Annotated in this window: 20 protein-coding genes; 3 read left to right on the forward strand and 17 right to left on the reverse strand. The window is 67.9% G+C overall.

The genetic code is table 11. The features are described 5' to 3' along the window. Nucleotides 1–3: 3 nt before the first annotated feature. From AC1RJ9_RS13660 to AC1RJ9_RS13670, 3 genes are all read right to left on the reverse strand, one after another. Entirely contained in the window at nucleotides 4–981 is a 978-nt protein-coding gene (locus tag AC1RJ9_RS13660; RefSeq protein ID WP_492837440.1) for an L-threonylcarbamoyladenylate synthase, read from the reverse strand. Beyond that, complete coding sequence (locus tag AC1RJ9_RS13665) at nucleotides 912–2201, reverse strand: YceI family protein (RefSeq protein ID WP_492837441.1); 1290 nt, start codon at nucleotides 2199–2201, stop codon at nucleotides 912–914. Before AC1RJ9_RS13665 ends, AC1RJ9_RS13660 begins: the two co-directional genes overlap by 70 nt. A gap of 71 nt (nucleotides 2202–2272) precedes the next feature. Further along, nucleotides 2273–2896, reverse strand: coding sequence for a YceI family protein (locus AC1RJ9_RS13670; protein WP_492837442.1), 624 nt, complete (start codon nucleotides 2894–2896; stop codon nucleotides 2273–2275). Between the two features lie 184 nt (nucleotides 2897–3080). Between AC1RJ9_RS13670 and AC1RJ9_RS13675 the strand changes: the two genes are divergently transcribed. Further along, entirely contained in the window at nucleotides 3081–4838 is a 1758-nt protein-coding gene (locus tag AC1RJ9_RS13675; protein ID WP_492837443.1) for an acyl-CoA dehydrogenase family protein, read from the forward strand. 70 nt (nucleotides 4839–4908) lie between these two features. Here AC1RJ9_RS13675 and AC1RJ9_RS13680 read toward each other — a convergent pair whose 3' ends face one another. Continuing rightward, nucleotides 4909–5889 carry an alpha/beta fold hydrolase gene (locus AC1RJ9_RS13680; protein WP_492837444.1) on the reverse strand — a complete coding sequence of 327 codons (981 nt, stop codon included), beginning with the start codon at nucleotides 5887–5889 and terminating at the stop codon, nucleotides 4909–4911. A 130-nt stretch (nucleotides 5890–6019) separates the two neighbouring features. Between AC1RJ9_RS13680 and AC1RJ9_RS13685 the strand changes: the two genes are divergently transcribed. After that, nucleotides 6020–6475 (forward strand): MarR family winged helix-turn-helix transcriptional regulator, encoded by a 456-nt coding sequence (locus tag AC1RJ9_RS13685; RefSeq protein ID WP_492837579.1) that lies wholly within the window; start codon nucleotides 6020–6022, stop codon nucleotides 6473–6475. A 34-nt stretch (nucleotides 6476–6509) separates the two neighbouring features. Here the strand turns inward: AC1RJ9_RS13685 and AC1RJ9_RS13690 are convergent, their stop codons facing one another. Next, nucleotides 6510–6992 carry a peroxiredoxin gene (locus AC1RJ9_RS13690; RefSeq protein ID WP_492837445.1) on the reverse strand — a complete coding sequence of 161 codons (483 nt, stop codon included), beginning with the start codon at nucleotides 6990–6992 and terminating at the stop codon, nucleotides 6510–6512. A gap of 128 nt (nucleotides 6993–7120) precedes the next feature. Between AC1RJ9_RS13690 and AC1RJ9_RS13695 the strand changes: the two genes are divergently transcribed. Beyond that, the gene (locus AC1RJ9_RS13695) at nucleotides 7121–7720 is read left to right on the forward strand and encodes a YqgE/AlgH family protein (protein ID WP_492837446.1); all 600 of its coding nucleotides are present in this window, start codon (nucleotides 7121–7123) and stop codon (nucleotides 7718–7720) included. Here the strand turns inward: AC1RJ9_RS13695 and AC1RJ9_RS13700 are convergent. The 12 genes from AC1RJ9_RS13700 to coxB form a co-directional block, all read right to left on the reverse strand. Beyond that, nucleotides 7717–9384, reverse strand: a complete 1668-nt coding sequence (locus tag AC1RJ9_RS13700) for a putative bifunctional diguanylate cyclase/phosphodiesterase (protein ID WP_492837447.1) — start codon at nucleotides 9382–9384, stop codon at nucleotides 7717–7719. The genes AC1RJ9_RS13695 and AC1RJ9_RS13700 overlap by 4 nt on opposite strands. A 35-nt stretch (nucleotides 9385–9419) precedes the next feature. Next, nucleotides 9420–9998, reverse strand: a complete 579-nt coding sequence (locus AC1RJ9_RS13705) for a GNAT family N-acetyltransferase (RefSeq protein ID WP_492837448.1) — start codon at nucleotides 9996–9998, stop codon at nucleotides 9420–9422. 41 nt (nucleotides 9999–10039) lie between these two features. Continuing rightward, nucleotides 10040–11308: a M16 family metallopeptidase gene (locus AC1RJ9_RS13710; RefSeq protein WP_492837449.1), complete on the reverse strand. Its 1269-nt coding sequence runs from the start codon at nucleotides 11306–11308 to the stop codon at nucleotides 10040–10042. Between the two features lie 46 nt (nucleotides 11309–11354). Beyond that, the gene (gene thrC / locus AC1RJ9_RS13715; protein WP_492837450.1) at nucleotides 11355–12752 is read right to left on the reverse strand and encodes a threonine synthase; all 1398 of its coding nucleotides are present in this window, start codon (nucleotides 12750–12752) and stop codon (nucleotides 11355–11357) included. Next, on the reverse strand, nucleotides 12752–13438 hold the full coding sequence (locus AC1RJ9_RS13720) for an SURF1 family protein (protein ID WP_492837451.1): 687 nt from the start codon (nucleotides 13436–13438) through the stop codon (nucleotides 12752–12754). Before AC1RJ9_RS13720 ends, thrC begins: the two co-directional genes overlap by 1 nt. After that, complete coding sequence (locus AC1RJ9_RS13725; protein ID WP_492837452.1) at nucleotides 13431–13808, reverse strand: DUF983 domain-containing protein; 378 nt, start codon at nucleotides 13806–13808, stop codon at nucleotides 13431–13433. Before AC1RJ9_RS13725 ends, AC1RJ9_RS13720 begins: the two co-directional genes overlap by 8 nt. Before the next feature lie 126 nt (nucleotides 13809–13934). Next, entirely contained in the window at nucleotides 13935–14807 is an 873-nt protein-coding gene (locus AC1RJ9_RS13730; protein WP_492837453.1) for a cytochrome c oxidase subunit 3, read from the reverse strand. Nucleotides 14808–14876: 69 nt separating this feature from the next. Then, on the reverse strand, nucleotides 14877–15542 hold the full coding sequence (locus AC1RJ9_RS13735) for a cytochrome c oxidase assembly protein (protein ID WP_492837454.1): 666 nt from the start codon (nucleotides 15540–15542) through the stop codon (nucleotides 14877–14879). Beyond that, on the reverse strand, nucleotides 15520–15681 hold the full coding sequence (locus AC1RJ9_RS13740; protein WP_099575476.1) for a cytochrome c oxidase system small membrane protein: 162 nt from the start codon (nucleotides 15679–15681) through the stop codon (nucleotides 15520–15522). The genes AC1RJ9_RS13735 and AC1RJ9_RS13740 overlap by 23 nt, the downstream gene beginning before the upstream one ends. Beyond that, nucleotides 15678–16712, reverse strand: a complete 1035-nt coding sequence (gene cyoE, locus AC1RJ9_RS13745) for a heme o synthase (RefSeq protein WP_492837580.1) — start codon at nucleotides 16710–16712, stop codon at nucleotides 15678–15680. The genes AC1RJ9_RS13740 and cyoE overlap by 4 nt, the downstream gene beginning before the upstream one ends. A 103-nt stretch (nucleotides 16713–16815) precedes the next feature. Further along, complete coding sequence (gene ctaD, locus AC1RJ9_RS13750) at nucleotides 16816–18483, reverse strand: cytochrome c oxidase subunit I (protein WP_125155030.1); 1668 nt, start codon at nucleotides 18481–18483, stop codon at nucleotides 16816–16818. A gap of 25 nt (nucleotides 18484–18508) precedes the next feature. Then, on the reverse strand, nucleotides 18509–19435 hold the full coding sequence (coxB, locus tag AC1RJ9_RS13755; RefSeq protein WP_492837455.1) for a cytochrome c oxidase subunit II: 927 nt from the start codon (nucleotides 19433–19435) through the stop codon (nucleotides 18509–18511). Between the last annotated feature and the right edge of the window lie 307 nt (nucleotides 19436–19742).

Here is a 19742-nt window from a genome sequence, read left to right on the forward strand (position 1 = left end):
GGTCTATCCTACGAAGCCGGCCGCGCGACGCAGCCGGTCATTGATCGCTTCGCCCAGGCCGTCTTCCGGGATCGGCGCGACGGCGATGGCCGAGGGGCGAAGACGGTCGGCGGCGCGCAGGTACGAGAACAGGTTGGCGGCGGCTTCGGCCAGGTCGCCGGACGGGCTGAGATTGAAGACGCGCGACCCCCGCGGCCAATCCCCGAACGCCAGATAGGCCTCGGTCGTCTCTGGGGCCTTGACGTTGATCCGCACCGGCGCGTCGGGGGCGTAGTGCAGGGCCAGGCGGCCGGGCGAGCGCCTGGCGTCGTCTTCCGCCTCGGCCAGAGGCCCGACGATCCGCTGCAACTGGAAGCGGGTGACGGCGCCGGGCCGCAGCAGGCGCGCCTGGCCGTCCAGGACCGAGACCACGGTCGATTCCAGGCCGACGGCGCACGGACCGCCATCGAGGGCGGCGGCGGCCTTGTCGCCGGTCTCGGCCACGGCGTCGGCATAGGTGGTGGGGCTGGGGCGGCCCGAGCGGTTGGCGGAGGGGGCGACGACCGCGCCGCCGAACGCTTCCAGCACCGCGTGCGAAACCGGGTGGCCCGGCACGCGGATCGCCACCGTGTCGAGCCCGGCGCGCGCCAGGTCACAGACGGCGGCCGTGTCCTTGATCGGCGCGACGATGGTTAGCGGCCCCGGCCAGAATTCGCGGGCCAGGGCCCAGGCGCGGTCATCGAGGTCGGCGATCCGCGCGGCGGTTTCCAGGTCGGCGACGTGGGCGATCAGCGGGTTGAAGCGCGGCCGGCCCTTGGCCTCGAAGATCGCCGCCACGGCCGCCGGGTTCGCGGCGTCGGCCCCGAGCCCGTAGACCGTCTCGGTCGGCAGGATGACCAGCCCGCCGGCGCGCAGAGCGGCGGCGGCGGCCTCTACTTCTTCTTGGCGGTCAGGCTGAAGCTGACCTTCACCTTCGCCGCGATTTCGTCCGTCGACGCCCATTCGCCCTGCCCAACTCCAAACGTCGTCCGGTCGAGGGTGGTTACACCCCGCGCGGTCGCCGTGTCGCCGTCGATCTTCAGAGAGAACGGCAGGCTGAGCGGCTTTTTCACGCCGCGCAGGTCCAGGATCCCGTCGGCGACGAACTTGCCCTCGCCGGTCTTGCGGAACTTCGCAGCCGTGAAGGTCGCTTTTGGGTGCTCGGCGGTGTCGAAGAAGTCGCCGCTGGGCAGGCTCTGGTCGCGCTGGGCGTCGCCGGTGTCGACCGAGGCCGTGTCGATGGCGACGGTCAGCTTCGAGCGGTCCAGGGCCTCGGGCGAGAACAGGATGTCGGCGGTCCAGGTCTTGAAGCGGCCCTCGATGGCGTTCTCCGACCAGGTGGCGCTGAAGCCCAGGGTCGAGCCCTTCTGGACGGTCCACTGGACGGGGGCCTTGAGCTCGGAGACTGCCGCGGGGGTGGCCTCGACGGCGGGCGGCGCGGCATCGACCGGCGGCGTCGCGGCGGCAGGCGGAGCTTCGGCCGGAGCAGGTTCGGCGACTGGCGCGGGCGGCGCGGCGGGCTTGGCCTTGGTGGCGGGCATGTAGAGATAGCCCGCGGCGACCACGGCGGCGAGACCGGCCGCGGCCAGCCAGGCGCGGGGCTCCTTCCAGCCGGGGCGAGCGCCGGGAGCCATGTTGGCGAACACCTCGTCCTTGTCGAGGATCTGGTGCTTGGCCACCGCGCCCAGGTGCAGGATCAACAGCAGATAGGTGACCTTGACCAGCACGCCGTGGCCCAGCTCGCCGATCTCGTACCAGAGGTGCTTGGGACCGGCCGCCAGTTCGGGCAGGCCAGGAATGTGCGGCCACGGCATCGTCCCGAACAACAGGGTCGGGATCGGCACGCGGCTGGCCGAGACCAGGATCCAGCCCGTCAGCGGCAGGCCGATCATGATCACATAGAAGCCGATGTGAACGAGCTTGGAGGCGACCTGCTCCCACTTGGGCTGTCCCTGGGGCGGGGCCGGCGGCGTGTTGAACAGCCGCCAGGCCAGCCGCGCCAGGCTGAGCAGCAGGATGGTGATGCCGATCGACTTGTGCAGCTGGAACAGGGCGTAGGTGGTCGGACCCTTGGGCCCGTCGCCCATCCGCCAGCCCAGGATGATCTGGAAGATGAGGGCCGCGGCGATCAGCCAGTGAATGACGATCGCCACCGTCGTGTAGCGCGTACGGCTTGCGGCCATGCGAGTCTCCCAGGTCCCCTGAACTTAGCTTGGATCATGGCGGGGTTCGCCCGCCATGATCCAGCGCAGTTTTACTTCTTCTGGAATTCGACTTCGATGTTCAGCGTGACGTCGTCGCCGACCAGCGGCACGTACTTGCCGACGCCAAACTCCGACCGCTTGATGGTCGTGGTCGCCGAGAAGCCCGCGCGGGTCTGCAGCGGGTTCATGCCCGGGCCCGAGCCGTTGAAGGTGACGTCCAGCACCACCGGCTTGGTCACGCCGTGGAAAGTCAGGTCGCCGGTCACCGTGCCGTGCTGGCCGTCGCCGACGTTCACGACGGTCGAGACGAAGGTGATGGTCGGGTACTTGGCGGCTTCCAGCCAGCCGTCGCCGATCAGTTCCTTATTGAACTTCAGGCCGAACTCGTCGGCGCCGGTGGAGGTGTCGATCGAGGCCGGGTCGACCGTGACGGTCAGCTTGGCGGCGGTCGGCTGGGCCGGATCGTACTGGTAGGAAGCGTCCAGCTTGGTGAAGCGCAGGGTGTAGTTCGACAGGCCCATGTGCTTGAGCTTGGCGGTCAGGGAAGCGTGGGTCTTGTCGAGCACATAGGCGCCGGCGGGCATCTTGGCCGGATCGGTCGACGGCGCGGCCATGGCGGCGGGCGCGGTCAGCACGGCCGCGGCGAGCGTGGCGTAGAGGAAGGGCTTGTACATCGGGGCGCTCCAGGGCGTAATTAAAACAGCATTAGTTGCAGTTCCCCGACTTAGGCACTCCAGCACGGCTTTGAAGGGGGCGAAGATCACGAGGCTGTGATCTTCGCCATAAAGACGGGGATGGCTTGGCGACGTTGCGTCACCCCGCCTAAACAGATCGCCGATCCTCTGGAGCTTGTCGGCCATGACCTATCGCGCCCCCGTCCGTGACCTCGCCTTCTCGCTGCGGCATGCGGCGGACTTCGGGCGGCTGGCCGACGCCTTTCCCGAGGCCGACGCCGACACGGTGACGGCGGTGCTGGAAGCGGCCGGCGCCTTCGCCGCCGACGTGCTGGCTCCGCTGAACCGGGGCGGTGATCAGGTCGGCGCCAGGCTGGAGAACGGCGTGGTCCGCTCCGCCCCCGGCTTCGCCGACGCCTACAAGCAGTTCGCGCAAGGCGGCTGGGCCAGTCTGGCCGCGCCGGTCGAGCACGGCGGCCAGGGCCTGCCCAAGACCCTCGAAGTCGCGGTGCTGGAAATGATCCAGGCGTCGAACATGGCCTTCGGCCTCTGCCCGATGCTGAGCCTGGGGGCCATCGAGGCCCTGGAGCTGTGCGGCACGGACAGCCAGAAGCACACCTACCTGCCCAAGCTGATCTCCGGCGAATGGACAGGGACCATGAACCTGACCGAGCCGCAGGCCGGTTCCGACCTGGCCGCCCTGACCACGATCGCGACCCCCGACGGAGACGGCGGCTGGAAGATCACCGGCCAGAAGATCTTCATCACCTGGGGCGACCACGATGCGGCCGACAATATCGTCCACCTGATCCTGGCCCGCACGCCCGATGCGCCTCCGGGCGTGAAGGGCATCTCGCTGTTCCTGGCCCCCAAGGTGCTGGTCGACGCCGACGGCAAGCTGGGCGAGGCCAACGCCCTGCGCGTGGGCGGGCTGGAGCACAAGCTGGGCATCCACGGCTCGCCCACCTGCGTGATGCTGTTCGAGGGCGCCAAGGCCGAGCTGGTCGGGGGCCTGGGCCAGGGCCTGCCCAACATGTTCGTGATGATGAACGCCGCCCGCCTGCAGGTCGGGGCCCAGGGCGTGGCCATCGCCGAGCGCGCCTACCAGCAGGCCCTGCACTTCAGCCAGGAACGCGTCCAGGGCCGCTCGGCCTGGACGGGCGCCTATCCCTCGCGCCTGTTCGACCATCCGGACGTGCGCCGCTCGCTGGTGCTGATGAAGGCCCATATCGAAGCCGCGCGCGGCATCTGCCTGTCGACCGCCGTCGCCGCCGACCTGTCGCGCGCCGCCGCCGACGAGGCGACCCGCACGAGCGCCAAGCTGCGCGAGGAACTGCTGACCCCGATCGCCAAGGCCTGGTCGACCGATGTCGGCGTCTGGGTCGCCTCGCAAGGGCTGCAGATCCACGGCGGCATGGGCTTCATCGAGGAGACCGGCGCGGCCCAGCACTATCGCGACGCCCGCATCGCCCCGATCTATGAGGGCACCAATGGCATCCAGGCCATCGATCTCGTGGGCCGCAAGCTGTCGATGGGTGAGGGCCAGGCCGTCGCCGACCTGATGGACGACATCCGCGACACCATCGACGCCCTCAACGCCTCGGCGCTGAAGGCCGTCGGCCTGCGCCTGGGCGCCGCCCTGGACGCCGCCGCCTCGGCCACCGCCTGGCTGGTCGAGCGCCGGACCAAGTCGATGCCCGACGCCCTCTCCGGCGCCACGGCCTATCTGAAGCTGATGGGCGATGTCGTCGGCGGGTGGATGCTGGCCAAGGGCGCCCTGGCGGCCTCGGGCGAGGCCGACGCGGCCTGGGCCGAGAGCAAGCGGGCTCTGGCCCGCGTCTTCGCCGAGAGTGTGCTGGCCCAGGTCCCGGGCGCGGCGGCCGGCGTCATGCTGGGCGCGGCCGACCTGGAGGCGATGACGCCCGAGGTGCTGGGGGCTTAGGCTCTATCACGCCCCAACACCCGTCATCCCGCACATGAAGCGCGGGATGACGGGTGGGGTTGAAACCCGGCTACGCCTTGAAGAACGCCAGCAGGTCGGCGTTGATCACCTCCGGGTGCGTGGACGCCATGCCGTGCGGCAGGCCCGGATAGGTCTTCAGCGTCCCCTTCTTCAGAAGCTTGATGGCCAAATGGGCGCTGTCGGCGATCGGGACGATCTGGTCGTCTTCGCCGTGCAGGATCAGGACCGGCACGTCGATCTTCTTGAGATCCGGCGTGAAGTCGGTCTCGGAGAAGGCCTTGATGCAGTCGTAGTGGGCCTTGGCCCCGCCCATCATGCCCTGGCGCCACCAGTTGTCGATCAGGCCCTGGCTGACCTTGGCGCCCGGACGATTGAAGCCGAAGAACGGACCTTCCGGGATGTCGCGGAAGAACTGGGCGCGATTGGCCAGCAGGGCCGACCGGAAACCGTCGAACACCTCGATCGGCAGACCGCCCGGATTGGCCGGGGTCTTCAGCATGATCGGCGGCACCGCGCCGATCAGTACGGCCTTGGCGACGCGGCCCGGCTTGGCGCGGGCCACATAGTGGGCGACTTCGCCGCCGCCGGTCGAGTGGCCGACGTGGATGGCGTTTTTCAGGTCGAGGTGGTCGGCCAGGGCGATGACGTCGGCGGCGTAGGCATCCATATCATTACCCGTATCCGTCTGGGTCGACCGGCCATGGCCGCGACGGTCGTGAGCGATCACGCGATAGCCCTTGCCTAGGAAGAACATCATCTGGGCGTCCCAGTCGTCGGCGCTGAGCGGCCAGCCGTGGTGGAAGACGACAGGCTGGGCGTCCTTCGGACCCCAGTCCTTGTAGAAGATCTGGACGCCATCCTGGGTGGTGACGAAGCCGCTTTGCGAACGGTTGGCGGCATGCGGCGAGGCGACGGCGGCCTTCGGGGTCGCGGCCTGGGCGCTCTGGCCCAGCGAGGCGGCCGCCACGGCGGCGAGACCGAAGCCGGCGGTCATCACGCCGCGACGGGAAGCTTGGTTCGACTGGCTCATGGATCAACCCTCATTTCTTAATCGCGATAATTGTTATTGCGATAATGAGATATGATCTAGAGCGCCTCCGTGGCGCTGTCCAGCATTTTGTTTATCGCGATATCATTTTCCGTGGTATGAAGGATCCATGATGACCAAGACCCCACCTCCATATCCGCTGGACCAGCAGCTCTGCTTCACCCTGTACGCTACCAGCATGGCGATCACGCGGGCCTACAAGCCCCTGCTCGACGCGCTGGGCCTGACCTATCCGCAGTACCTGGTGCTGAACGTGCTGGGCGAGGCGCCTGAAAGCAAAGGAGGCGGGATCACGATCGGCGGCATAGCCGAACGGCTGGACCTGGAGTCCAGCACCGTGACGCCGCTGGTCAAACGCCTGGAGGCCGCCGGTCTGGTCGCGCGGCGGCGCGGGCTCGAGGACGAGCGCCGGGTCGAGGTGACGATGACGGAGGCCGGACGCGCCCTGCTGGGCCGCTCGGGATGCCTGAACGACACGCTGCTGGAGCGGTCGGGCATGGAGGGCGAGGACCTGGGGGCGCTCAACAAGCGGATCCAGGCGCTGCACGAGGCCATAATCAAAGAATAAAGGGCGCGGCGGCGGCCGCCGCGCCCTTCGGGTCTTACAGCTGCTCGAGCAGGTACTCGGCCGACGAGACCTTGAACTGGCCGGCTTCCTCGACGTGCAGCTGGGTCACGACGCCGTCCTTGGCGATCAGCGAGTAGCGCTGCGAGCGCTCGCCCATGCCGAACTTCGAACCGTCGAAGTCCAGGCCGACCGACTTGGTGAAGTCGCCATTGCCGTCGGCCAGCAGCAGAACCTCGCCGTCGATGCCCTGGTCCTTGCCCCAGGCCTTCATCACGAAGACGTCGTTGACCGAGACGCAGGCGATCGTGTCGACGCCCTTGGCTTTGAGTTCCGCGGCCTTCTCCTTGAAGCCCGGCAGGTGCTTGGCCGAGCAGGTCGGGGTGAAGGCGCCGGGGACGGCGAACAGGGCGACGGTCTTGCCCTTGAAGATGTCGTCGGTGGTGATCGGCGCCGGCCCTTCGGCCGTGCTGGTCATGAAAGTCGCCGCGGGCAGCGTGTCGCCAACCTTGATCGCCATGGGCCGTGTTTCCTCGTGTGCGTGTGAAATCGCGCCTGCTCGAATATCCCTCGCGAGAGCGGACGCCAAGCACGCTTTGAAACGTTCAACGACTTGAAACCGTCACGCTGAAGGCCAATGCTCCTACCATGGACACCTTCATCGAAGACGGCCCCCACGATGAGGAGGACGGCGATTTCCTGGTCGGGCGGCTCTTGGTGGCCATGCCCGGCATCGAGGACCCGCGCTTCGAGCGCACCGTGCTCTATCTGTGCGCCCACGACGAGGACCAGGCCATGGGCCTGGCGGTCAACCGCCCAGTCGAGGGCCTGACCGTGTTCGAGCTGCTGGAACGCCTGGGCGTGAAGTCACGGCTCCAGGCCCCGAGTGATCTGGTGCTTCTGGGCGGCCCGCTGGAGCGCGAACGGGGCTTCGTGCTGCACACCGACGATTTCACCTCGCCGGACTCGACCCTGCCCGTGGCCGACGGCCTGAGCCTGACCGCCACCCGCGACGTGCTGGACGCCCTGGCCAGCGTCAACCGCCCGCGCAAGGCGATGCTGGCCCTCGGCTATGCCGGCTGGGGTCCGGGACAGCTGGAGCAGGAGCTGCGCGACAATGTCTGGCTGATTTGCGACGCCGACGAGGCCCTGCTGTTCGACGAGGACCACGAACACAAGTGGACCCGGGCGCTGGCCAAGCTGGGCGTCACCGCCGACCACCTGTCGGCGACGGCGGGACGGGCCTAGCCCCGCGCCTTCACCGGCGCGGCGCCGTCCACATAGGCTTCGTTCAGATAGACCTCGGCCTCCTGCGGCGACAGCGCCGGCGCGTAGCCGAAGCCCTGGCCGTAGTCGCAGCCCAGCGACTGCAGGGCATGGGCCATCTCGGCGTTCTCGACGCCCTCGGCCACGACTTCCAGATCCAGGTCCTGGCCCAGCTTGACGACCGAGCGGACGATCTTGGCCGAGCCGGCGTTGCTGCCCATGGTGCGGACGAAGTAGCGGTCGATCTTCAGCGTGTCGAACGGCAGGCGCGTCAAGTACGAGAGCGACGAGAAGCCGGTGCCGAAGTCGTCCAGCGCCAGACCGGCGCCGGCTTCGCGCAGGGTCTTCAGGATCACGGCGGCCCGCTCGGGGTCGCGCATGATGTCGCTTTCGGTCACTTCCAGCTTCAGGGCGCCGCGCGGCAGGCGGTTGACGCGCAGGGTCTCGGCCACGTCGGTGACCAGGCCCGGACGGTCGATCTCGCCGGTCGACAGGTTGACGCTGACGGTCAGGGCGCCCATCGCCGGATGGCTGTCGCGCCACGTGGCCAGCTGCTTGGCGGCGGTGTGCATCATGTGCGCACCGAGCTCGCTCATCAGCCCCATCTCTTCGATCAGCGGCAGGAACTCGTCGGGCGGCAGCATGCCCCGGCGCGGGTGGATCCAGCGGGCCAGGGCCTCGAAGCCCGACAGCGCGCCCGTCGACAGGCGCACGACCGGCTGGAAGTAGGGTTTGATCTCGCCGCGCGCGATGGCGCCGCGCAGGTCGGCTTCCAGGGCCAGGCGCGAGAGGCCGTCGGTTTCCATCGAGCGGCCGTAGGCGGCGGCCCCGCCACGGCCGGCGGCGGCGGCGGCCTCGACGGCCAGCTCGGCGCGACGCAGCAGTTCGCAAGCGTCCGGAGCGTCCAGGCCGCCTTCGGCGGAGACGGCGCCGATCGACAGGGTCGGGTGGATGTCGAACCCGGCCACGCGCAACGGCTGCTCCAGGGCCGAGCGCAGCATCTCGGCCGGCTCGTAGCCCTTGGGCGCGCACAGCACGGCGAACTCGTCCTCGCCGATCCGGCCCAGCAGGGCGTCGCCCGGGAACGAGGCGGCCAGGCGGGAGCCGAGGGCGGCCAGGACCAGATCGGCGCGTTCGTGGCCCAGGGCCTCGTTCAGGCGGCGCAGGCGATCCAGGTCGGCCACGACCAGTTCGTGCATCCCGTCCTGTTGCAGGCGCTCGCGGGCGCGGGCGATGAAGCTGCGGCGATCCAGCAGGCCTGTGAGCTCGCAGCGCTCCGAGGCCGAGAATTTCGTTTCGGGGGCGACGACGCCGGCGGCGCGGACGCCCTCCTCCAGCCAGACGCCCCGCCACAGGCAAGTCTCGCCGCCGCGCACGCGGAAGCGGGCGATGACCTCGCAGCCAGGCTCGCGCAGCTTGAGGACCTCCTCGGCCTGCGCGCGGTCCTGCGGCAAGGCCAAGGCGCGAAAGGCGGCGGAGGAACATTCGGGGGCCAGCGGCCCCAGGCCCAGGGCGCGGGCGGCGCCATTCAGGCGGAGGCGATCGGCTTCGGGCTCCCAGATCCACAGCGCGACATCGGCGCCGCCCAACGCCTCGAGCGTGGCGGTCGTGTCCCAGTTCCGTCGTTCGCTGGTCTTGAAAGACATGCCCGTCCCAAAAACTCGTCGGTCGGGCCGCGGCGCTACTCGGGCGCGACCATGCCGAACAGACGATGATCTCGCCAACCGCCGTTAATTTTCAAATAAGCGGGCGCATATCCCTCCTCAGAAAACCCACATTTCAATAACAGGGCGGCCGAGGCGGCGTTCTGCGGCATGCACGCGGCTTCAAGTCTGTGGAGATCCAGACCCTTGAAAGCAAAGCGGATCAGGGTCTGGACGGCGTCGCTCATCAAGCCTTGCCGTGTAAAAGACTGGCCGATCCAATATCCAATCGAGCCGGCCTGAGCGACGCCACGTCGCACGTGAAAAAGTCGCACGGCGCCGACCAGGACGTCGTCCGAACGACGAAAGATGAAGAACGGATAGGCCTCGCCCAGCTCCAGCTCGCGGGCATAGGCGCTGAGTCGGGCGCGAAAGGCGGCCCGGGTCAGGTCGTGTTCTGGCCAGGTCGGCTCCCACGGCTCCAGGAACGATCGGGACTGGGCGCGCAGGGCCGCCCAGTCCCGATGATCCTGCGGACGCGGCGGCCGCAGATAGACGGCGCGGCCCTCCAGCTGCAGGCGGGAGCGAGTCTTCAGGAACGGTAGAAGGACGGACAAGGACGAAGCTCGATCTCAATCACGGCCGTCACCTTCCGATGTCAGCTTTTGGGGGACAATGCTTTGCCGAACGCCTCGCCGGCCTTCAGCGCCGACTTGGCGCCGAGCACGGCGGTGGCGGCCTGGCCGGCCAGCAGGCGCCGACCCAGACGCGCAACGTCGGCGGAGGTCACCGCATCGACCTCCGCGGCCAGTTCGGACGGCGGATAGAGGCGGTCGAACAGCAACACCTGCCCGGCCCCCTGCTCGGCGCGCGACAGCGGCTGCTCGCGGGCCATGAACATGTGCGCCTTCAGCTGGGCCTTGGCGCGGGCCAGCTCGGCGTCGTCGATGCGCTCGACCAGCTTGACCAGTTCCTCGGCGCAGACCTTGGCGGTCTCGACCGCGTCGCCGGCCGCGCAGCCGGCATAGATGCCCAGCGCCCCGTGGTCGGCATAGGTGTCGGCATAGGCGTCGATATTGTAGGCGAGGCCGCGCTTCTCGCGGGCTTCCTGGAACAGGCGCGAGGACATGCCGCCGCCCAGGGTCTCGGCGAAGATGCGCAGGGCGAAATAGTCCCGCTCGCGCGCGCCGCAGGCCGGCAGCATGAACACCAGATGCGCCTGCTCCAGCTTGCGGGTCTCGGCCCGCGGGCCGCCGATGAAGGCCGCGGCTTGCGGGACCGTCGCGCCGGGCGTGGCGGGCAGGTCGCCGAAAGCGCGCTCGGCGGCGGCCATCAGCTCCGCCTCGTCGACCGCGCCCGTGGCGCTGACCACCAGGCGGTCGGCGGCGTAGAGCTGGGCGCGCCAGTCGGACAGGGCCTCGACCGTGGCGGCCTCGACCGTGGCGTCGCTGCCCAGGATCGGACGACCCAACGGGTGGTCGCCCCAGCTGGCGCTCTGGATCAGGTCGAAGACATAGTCGTCGGGCGCGTCGGCGGCCTCGGCGATCTCCTGGGCGACGACCTGCTTCTCGCGGGTCAGGTCGGCGGGATCGAGCGTCGGGCGGCGGACAAGGTCGGCGATGACGTCCATGCCGAGATCCAGACCGCCCTTCAGCGCCCGGACCTGAAAACTGGTGCGCTCATAGCCGGTCGCGGCGTTGACGGAACCGCCCTGGTTCTCGATGACCTCGACGATGTCGCGAGCCGAGCGTCCGCCCGCGCCCTTGAAGACCATGTGCTCCAGCAAGTGCGACCAGCCCGACCGCGCCGGATCCTCATAAGCGGCCCCGCGCCCCGCCACGACGGAAAGGGCCAGGGTTTCGAGGCCCGGCATCGGGTCACAGACGACGCGGACGCCATTGGGCAGGGTGCGGAGGATCGTGGTCATGAGCGGCGGTATCTAGGCGCTCGCGCGCCTAAACACTAGCCCAGCCTCAAGTATTGGCCGCGAAGGTCCGCACGAAGGCCTTGATGGACGCGCCGTCGGCCGGCAGGCGCTCGAACTTTTCCGGCTTCTTGGAGAGGTCCGGCGTGGCGCGCGGGGTCAGGGGCAGAAGGCCCGTGGCGGCCTGGACCGCTTCGGGGAACTTGGCCGGATGGGCGGTCGACAGCACCACCACCGGGACCGGGGCGGGGACGTCCACGCCCCGCGCGGCGGCCAGGCCGACGGCGGTGTGCGGGTCGATGACCTCGCCGGTCTCGTTCAGGGTCGAGAGCATGGTCTTGGCGGTGTCGGCTTCACTGACCGACGCGCCGCGGAAAAGCTCGCGCATCCAGGCGTGCGCGCCCGGCGGAATGTCCAGCAGACCGGTGTCGGCGAAGGCGCGGAAAGCCCGCCCGGTCTCGGTGCCGTCGCGGCGGACCGCTTCGAAATAGAGCCGCTCGAAGTTGCTGGCGACCTGGATGTCCATGGCCGGGCTCTGGGTCGCGGCCACGGCGCCGCGCGCATAGCGGCCGGTCTCGATGGCGCGCGCCAGGATGTCGTTGGAATTGGTGGCGGCGGTCACCGAGTGGATCGGCAGACCCAGCTTCCTGGCCACGAAGGCGGCGTAGGCGTCGCCGAAATTCCCCGTGGGCACCACGAAGGCGACCTCGCGGTTCGGAGCGCCCAGCGCGACGGCCGAGGTGAAGTAGTAGACGCTCTGGGCCGCGATCCGCGCCCAGTTGATCGAGTTGACGCCTGACAGATCGACCGCGTGGCGGAACTGGTCGTCCTGGAAGGCCTGCTTGACGATGGCCTGGCAGTCGTCGAACGAACCCAGCACCGAGATACAGGCCACGTTGGCGTCAACGGCCGTGGTCATGAACCGGCGCTGCACCTCGCTGATGCGGCCCTCCGGGAAGAGCGCGACGATGCGGGCGTTCTTGCGGCCCCGGAACGCCTCGACGGCCGCGCCGCCGGTGTCGCCCGAGGTGGCGCAGATGATGGTCATCTTCCGCGACTGCCGCTCGAGTACGTAGTCGTACAGCCGGCCCAGCAGCTGCATCGCGACGTCCTTGAACGCCAGGGTCGGGCCGTGGAACAGCTCCAGCAGGTAGCGGTTCGGGGTCAGCTGCTTCAGCGGCGTGACGGCGGTGTGGGCGAAGGTGGCGTAGGCCTCCTCGCACATGTTGAGCAGGTCCTCGGCTGGGATGTCGTCGCCGACGAACTTGCCGACCACGGCGGCGGCCACCTGGGCGTAGGGCTGGCCCGCGAAGCTCGCGATCTCGGCCGCCGAGAAGCTGGGCCACTCGTTGGGCACGTACAGGCCGCCGTCGGGGGCCAGGCCGGCCAGCACCGCATCCAGGAAGCCGATGGGCGCGGACTGGCCGCGGGTCGACACGTAGCGCATCAGGGTCTCACTCTCCGCCAGAGCATGGCGGCATAGATAAACAGCAGGGTTACGGCAAGACCGAACCACGTCAGGGCGTATTCCAGGTGCCGATTGGAAATTTCTGCCGGCAGCGGCGCGGGGGTGATTCCGGCCGGCGCGGGGGCCTCGCTCTCGGCCATCAACACCAGCGGCGCGGGTTGGCGGCCGGGAAAGCGCTTCAGGACCTCGGCCCGGTCACCGCCCAGCTGCTTGATCGGCATCAGCACGCCGACCACCCGACGCGGCGTGTCGAAGGACCGCGGCGGCGGCGCCACCTGCCCGGTCAGGGCGGGGACGACGCCACGGTCCACCAGGATCATGTTGTAGGGACCGGCCAGGACGGCGCAGGGGGCCTGGGCGCGCCAGACCACGTCGCCGTCGCGAACGCCATAGACCAGCGGCAGGGGCTGGCCGGCGACGTCGCCACAGTCGACGCTCACCCGGGTCCAGGCCAGGTCCTTGGCGCGGGCCTCGGCCGTCAGCACCTGGATCAGCGGCAAGGCCGGCGCCGTCTTCAAGACCTCGATCCGCGCCAGTATGCCTTGCTTCCAATGCAGGCGCTGGACCTGCCAGGCGCCCAGGCCGCAGAGGATGGCGAAGGCGATCCCCGTGGCGATCGTCAGGCCGATCGGGAAGCCGGACTTCCTGGCTGCGGACTCAGACATGGTCGCGACCAGCTTCCGAGGCCTTGTGGGCGACCTGGGCGGCGACCATCAGGCCCTTGGCCGGGCGCATGAGGCCCAGGCTGATGATCACGACCGCGGGCAACCAGACGACCAGCAGCGCCCAGATCGGCCAGTTCCAGGCGAACATCGAAAACAGCGCCCCGAAGGCGCAGACGGATCCGGCGATCAGGATGACGAAGGTCGCCGCCCCGTCGCCGGTCTCGAACTTGCTCAGGTCGAAGCCGCAGGCCTCGCAGGATGGCGCCAACTTGAGGAAGCCCTCGAACAGATGGCCCTCGCCGCAATTGGGGCAGAGGCCGCGCGCGCCGGCGGCGTAGGGATTGGTCTTGTGGGTGGAAGAAGCGGTCATGGGTGCGGGCCTCCGAAACGAAAAAGGCCCGGAACGCTGTATGCGCTCCGGGCCCCTCAGGATCTTGCGACCCCCGAGCGCGTCGCTGCGCTCAATCTTTGAGGCTAGAGCCCTCTAATGAGGGCTCTAGTGGGGCGAGGCCCCGAAGATCACGTAGATGAACGCGAACAGGAACAGCCAGACCACGTCCACGAAGTGCCAGTACCAGGCCGCCGCTTCGAAGCCGAAGTGCTGCTTGGGCGTGAAGGCGCCGTTCATCAGGCGGATCAGGCAGACGATCAGGAACAGGGTGCCGACGAACACGTGGAAGCCGTGGAAGCCGGTGGCCAGGAAGAAGGTCGAGCCATAGAGGCCCGAGTTCGCGGCGGCTTCCGAGTAGAACAGGTTCTCGTGGTTGATGTGGCTGTACTCGTAGATCTGGATGGTCGTGAACAGCACGCCCAGCAGGATGGTCAGGATCAGGCCCCACTTGGCGCCCTTGCGGTCGCCGACCTGCAGCGCGTGGTGCGCCCAGGTGACCGTGGTGCCCGAGAGCAGCAGGGTCAGGGTGTTGACCAGCGGCAGGTGCCAGGGCGAGACGGTCTCGACGCCGGCGGGCGGCCAAGTGGCCCAGGCGGTGCGAACTTCCTCGATCGCCGACAGGGTGCGGTGATGATGGAACAGCGCCATCTCGAAGAACATCCAGAACCACGCCACGAAGAACATCACTTCCGAGGCGATGAACAGGATCATGCCGTAGCGCAGGCCGATCGAGACGACCGGGGTGTGATCGCCGGCCTTGGCTTCCTTGGCCACGTCCGACCACCAGCCGAACATGGTGTAGAGTACGCCCGCGATGCCGGCGGCGAAGATGGCCCAGTTGCCCTTCTCGATGCCGAGGACGCCGCCCTTGATCCAGCCGATCAGGCCGATGGCCATGACGGTGGCTGCGGCCGAGCCCACGAAGGGCCACGGGCTGGGCGGAAGGATGTGGTAGTCGTGTTTGACGGCGCCGGCCATGTTGCTGCTAACCCTTATATCCCTCTGATCACGGTCGCTGGTCCCCCGCGCCGTGGTCGTTGTGAAACGCTATAGCCCTCTCGACGGTGCGCCGCCAAGGGGTTCCACGATGCGAGGCGTCGCCGCCGCCGCAACTTTGGTCTTCTTGCCGTCGTCGACGGCGGGGAAGAACGTGTAGCTGAGCGTGATCTCGTTCTTTCCGACGGTCTCGGGATCCTTCACGTATTGCGGATCCACGAAGTAGACGACCGGGAACTCCACCGTCTGGTGGGGCTGGATCGTCTGGCTGGTGAAGCAGAAGCACTCCAGCTTCTGGAAATACGGCCCCGCCGATTCCGGCACGACATTGTAGAGCGCCCGGCCGGTCATCGGCTTGTCGGTGGGGTTGGTGACCTTGAAGAAGGCCAGGCCCGTCTCGCCGATGCGCACGTCCTGGCTGGACTGCAGCGCCTGGAATTTCCAGGGCAGCTCGCGGATGTTGGCGTCGAAGCGGATGGTGACCTTGCGGTCGAGGATCTTGTCCGGCTTGGCCTCGGCCTTGCGGACAGTGCCGTCGAAGCCGGTCGCCTGGCAGAACAGCTTGTAAAGCGGGACGGCCGCATAGGCCGCGCCGACCATGCCGAAGAAGGCGGCGGCGCAGATCATCGCCACCTTGCCGTTGCGGCGCGCGGCCTGCTCTTGCGGGGTCAGGTCCGCCTTGGGGGTGCGTTTCTTAGGGGTGCGGGTGGGCGACATTGGCGCCGAGCCTCACGAGGGTGACAACGAACACCATGATGACGAAGGCCACGAGGCCCAGGCCGAGCGCGATGTTGCGCCCGTCCCGCGCCTTCTTGGCGGCGTCCCTGTTGGCTTGAGTGTCTAGAGGTTGATTCACTTGAGCAGCTCCAGGGCGCGCACGCCCGACACGGCTTCGCCCAGCAGGGCGGCGAACATCGCGAAAAGATAGAGGATCGAGAAGGCGAACAGGTTGCGGGCGGCTTTCGAGCCCTGCTCCCCCTTCGGGGCCTTCTCGTCCTCGGTGACCTCGTAGAGGGCGCGGTCGGTCACGCGCGGGTCGGCGGCGTCGCCGGCCTTGCTGGTGAAAACGCGCCAGGCGAGGATCAGGAACACCGCGCCGCCCAGACCGGCCACGGCCAGGTAGATCGGACCGCCCAGGCCGGTCAGCACCGGCGCCAGGCAGATCGGGATCAGGATCAGGCTGTAGATCAGGATCTGCTTGCGGGTTTCCTTGGCGCCCTTGACCACCGGCAGCATCGGCACCCCGGCCTTGGCGTAGTCCGTGGTGACGTACAGCGACAGCGCCCAGAAGTGCGGCGGGGTCCAGAAGAAGATGATGGCGACCATCAGCCAGGCGTTCAGCGGGGCCGAGCCCGTGGCCGCGGCCCAGCCGATGGCGGGCGGCAGGGCGCCGGCCAGACCGCCGATGACGATGTTCTGCGCCGTCCAGCGCTTGAGCCACATCGTGTAGACGACGGCGTAGAAGACGATGGTGAAGGCCAGCAGGGCGGCCGCGAACCAGTTGATCGCGAAACCCAGGAACATCACCGACAGGAGCGAGAGCACGACGCCCAGCGAGGCGGCCTCCTCGCCCTTGACCTTGCCGGCCGGGACCGGACGGCCGCGCGTGCGGCGCATCTGCTGGTCGATGTCGGCGTCGTACCACATGTTCAGCGCGCCAGAGGCGCCGGCCCCGACGGCGATGCACAGCACCGCGATGGCGCCCAGGACCGGATGGATCGGCGCGCGGGCGGCCAGCAGGCCCGTCAGGCCCGTGAACACCACCAGCGACATGACGCGCGGCTTCATCAGCTGGAAGTAGTCCTGCCAACGCGCGGCCTGAGACAGGTCTGGCTGCGACGTGTCGGGCTGAACGGTCTCCGGGGTCATGGCGAGGGTCTTCGACATCGGGGTGAACATATCGGTCTTGAATGGGCGAAGGGCGCGGCCCGGACCCTTAAGGATCCTGACCGCGCCCCTTTTTGCTTCAGGTCAAACCCGGAAGCCGGCCTTAGTGGTGGCCGTCTTCCTTGATCACCGGCGGTTCGCTGAACTGGTGGAACGGCGGCGGCGAGGACAGGGTCCATTCCAGCGTCGTGGCGCCTTCACCCCACGGGTTGGCTTCCGCCGGGCGGCGACGGATCGCGGCTTCCAGCAGCATGATCATGAAGATGCCGACGGCGACGACGGTGATCATGTAACCAACCGTCGAGACGTAGTTCCACTTCGTGAAGGCATCCGGATAGTCGACGTAGCGACGCGGCATGCCTTGCAGGCCGAGGAAGTGCTGCGGGAAGAAGATCAGGTTCACGCCGACGAACATCACCCAGAAGTGGGCGCAGCCGAGGAACTCGTTGTACTTCACGCCCCACATCTTCTCGAACCAGTAGTAGAAGCCCGCGAAGATGGCGAAGACGGCGCCCAGAGACAGCACGTAGTGGAAGTGGGCGACCACGTAGTAGGTGTCGTGCAGGCTGTAGTCGATGCCGGCGTTCGACAGGACCACGCCGGTCACGCCGCCGACGGTGAACAGGAAGATGAAGCCCATCGCCCACAGCATGGGCGTCTTGAAGTCCAGCGAGCCGCCCCACATCGTGGCGATCCAGCTGAAGATCTTCACGCCCGTCGGGACGGCGATGATCATCGTGGCGGCCACGAAATAGGCGCGCAGGTTGATGCTCATGCCGACCGTGTACATGTGGTGCGCCCACACGACGAAGCCGACGAAGCCGATGGCGACCATGGCGTAGGCCATCGCCAGGTAGCCGAAGACCGGCTTCTTGGAGAAGGTCGAGACGATGTGGCTGATGATGCCGAACCCGGGCAGGATCAGGATGTACACTTCCGGGTGACCGAAGAACCAGAACAGGTGCTGGAACATGACGGGGTCGCCGCCGGCGGCCGGGTCGAAGAAGTGGGTGCCGAAGTTACGGTCGGTCAGCAGCATGGTGATGGCGCCGGCCAGGACGGGCAGCGACAGCAGCAGCAGGAAGGCGGTGATCAGCACCGACCAGGCGAACAGCGGCATGCGGTGCAGGGTCATGCCCGGCGCGCGCATGTTGAAGATCGTGGTGATGAAGTTGATCGCGCCCAGGATCGACGAAGCGCCGGCCAGGTGGAGCGACAGGATCGCCAGGTCCATGGCCGGACCCTTGTGACCGATGGTCGAGAGCGGCGGATAGATCGTCCAGCCGCCGCCGAAGCCGTGGCCCGGACCGCCGTCGACGAACATCGAGGTGACCAGCAGGACCCAGGCGGCGACCAGCAGCCAGAACGAGATGTTGTTCATCCGCGGGAAGGCCATGTCCGGCGCGCCGATCATGATCGGGACGAACCAGTTGCCGAAGCCGCCGATCATGGCGGGCATGACCATGAAGAAGATCATGATCAGGGCGTGGGCGGTGACCACGGCGTTGTAGCCGTGCTTGCCCTTGAAGATGCCCATCTGCGCCAGCATGCCGGTGTCCGAGAACACCTGGATGCCCGGCTCCATCAGCTCCCAGCGGATCAGGCCCGACAGGGCCCCGCCGACGATGCCCGCCATGATGGCGAACAGGATGTACAGGGTGCCGATGTCCTTGTGGTTCGTCGAAAAGAACCAGCGGGCGATGAAGGGCGGCTTGTGGTCGGCGTCGTCATGACCGCCGTGCGCGTCGTGAGTGTCTGCGGCGTGAGCCATCGGACTTCTATCCTACGATCGTATCTTAGGCCGCCGGCGCGGCGGGAGCCGCGGCCGGAGCGGAAGCGGGGGCGGGAGCCGAAGCGGGGGTCACGGCGGCGTCGGCCGGCGCGACGGCCGGAGCCGGCGGAGCGACCTTCTCCTTGACCCAGGCGTCGAACTCGCCTTGCGAGACCACGCGGATCTCGATGGGCATGTTCGAGTGGTCGACGCCGCAGAGTTCCGAGCACTGGCCGTAGTAGACGCCGGTCTTCTCGGCCTTGAACCAGGTTTCGTTCAGGCGGCCCGGGATGGCGTCGATCTTCAGGCCGAAGGCCGGCAGGGCGAAGGCGTGGATCACGTCGGCGCCGGTGACCTGGACGCGGACGACCTGATTGACGGGAACCACCATCGCCTTGTCGGCGGCCAGCAGGTACGGGACCTTCTTGGCGTCGGCCTGTTCCTTGGTCAGCGGCAGCGACACGATCTCGCTGATCTTCTGGTCCGGGTACTCATAGCCCCAGTACCACTGATAGCCCGTGGCCTTCACGGTCATGTAGGGCTTGGGCATGTCGTTGTAGGCGAACAGCAGGCGGAACGAGAAGATGGCGATGACCATCAGGATCAGGACGGGGAACACCGTCCAGATGATCTCGATCGTGGTGTTGTGGCTGAACTTCGCCGGAACCGGGTTCGCCTTCTTATTGTAGCGAACGATGATCCAGATCAGCAGGCCCAGAACCAGCAGGGTGATGGCCGTGATGATCGGCATCAGCACCAGGTTGTGGAAGCGGATAGCGTCGTGCTTCAGGACCGAGGCGGCCGGCTGAAGGTCAATGGCCCCCGGCGTCGGCTGGCCCAGCAGATCCTCGGCGAGGGCGTTCCCCGCGAGCATCCCAGAAAACACCATTGCGGCGGCGAGGGCGGACGCGCCCGTCATGATCCGCCGAATCCCCGAAAATTGCGCCTTCATATCCCTCACGGCCCGTTTCAGCGGCGGTTTTTGAGCCCGATCAAGGCCGCGCCGCGCCGACTTGCATATTACAATCCCGGAGCGCTCCACAATCGACTTCGCGCTCGTAGAATCGCGCGTCGACGTCAGCCCGCCCCGAGGATCGGTCCGGAGGCTGCATACGCGCATCCCTAGCGGTTGCCAAGCGCCAGAGACCACGCGCGCGGCATGGGATTGCCCGTAATCCCGGCCTGGGGCCGCTCCAGTCAAGAACCATTCTCATCAAGCCCAAAAACCTCCGTCCGCATCATTACGTATCGTTCATGAG

The organism is Caulobacter sp. GW822-FHT07D08 (assembly GCF_058798735.1).

Coding starts and splice junctions, on each gene's coding strand:
- AC1RJ9_RS13660 (WP_492837440.1), bottom strand. CDS start 981: ATGGGCGTCGACGGACGAAATCGCGGCGAAGGTGAAGGTCAGCTTCAG.
- AC1RJ9_RS13665 (WP_492837441.1), bottom strand. CDS start 2,201: ATGGCCGCAAGCCGTACGCGCTACACGACGGTGGCGATCGTCATTCAC.
- AC1RJ9_RS13670 (WP_492837442.1), bottom strand. CDS start 2,896: ATGTACAAGCCCTTCCTCTACGCCACGCTCGCCGCGGCCGTGCTGACC.
- AC1RJ9_RS13675 (WP_492837443.1), top strand. CDS start 3,081: ATGACCTATCGCGCCCCCGTCCGTGACCTCGCCTTCTCGCTGCGGCAT.
- AC1RJ9_RS13680 (WP_492837444.1), bottom strand. CDS start 5,889: ATGAGCCAGTCGAACCAAGCTTCCCGTCGCGGCGTGATGACCGCCGGC.
- AC1RJ9_RS13685 (WP_492837579.1), top strand. CDS start 6,020: ATGACCAAGACCCCACCTCCATATCCGCTGGACCAGCAGCTCTGCTTC.
- AC1RJ9_RS13690 (WP_492837445.1), bottom strand. CDS start 6,992: ATGGCGATCAAGGTTGGCGACACGCTGCCCGCGGCGACTTTCATGACC.
- AC1RJ9_RS13695 (WP_492837446.1), top strand. CDS start 7,121: ATGGACACCTTCATCGAAGACGGCCCCCACGATGAGGAGGACGGCGAT.
- AC1RJ9_RS13700 (WP_492837447.1), bottom strand. CDS start 9,384: ATGTCTTTCAAGACCAGCGAACGACGGAACTGGGACACGACCGCCACG.
- AC1RJ9_RS13710 (WP_492837449.1), bottom strand. CDS start 11,308: ATGACCACGATCCTCCGCACCCTGCCCAATGGCGTCCGCGTCGTCTGT.
- thrC (WP_492837450.1), bottom strand. CDS start 12,752: ATGCGCTACGTGTCGACCCGCGGCCAGTCCGCGCCCATCGGCTTCCTG.
- AC1RJ9_RS13720 (WP_492837451.1), bottom strand. CDS start 13,438: ATGTCTGAGTCCGCAGCCAGGAAGTCCGGCTTCCCGATCGGCCTGACG.
- AC1RJ9_RS13725 (WP_492837452.1), bottom strand. CDS start 13,808: ATGACCGCTTCTTCCACCCACAAGACCAATCCCTACGCCGCCGGCGCG.
- AC1RJ9_RS13730 (WP_492837453.1), bottom strand. CDS start 14,807: ATGGCCGGCGCCGTCAAACACGACTACCACATCCTTCCGCCCAGCCCG.
- AC1RJ9_RS13735 (WP_492837454.1), bottom strand. CDS start 15,542: ATGTCGCCCACCCGCACCCCTAAGAAACGCACCCCCAAGGCGGACCTG.
- cyoE (WP_492837580.1), bottom strand. CDS start 16,712: ATGTCGAAGACCCTCGCCATGACCCCGGAGACCGTTCAGCCCGACACG.
- ctaD (WP_125155030.1), bottom strand. CDS start 18,483: ATGGCTCACGCCGCAGACACTCACGACGCGCACGGCGGTCATGACGAC.
- coxB (WP_492837455.1), bottom strand. CDS start 19,435: ATGAAGGCGCAATTTTCGGGGATTCGGCGGATCATGACGGGCGCGTCC.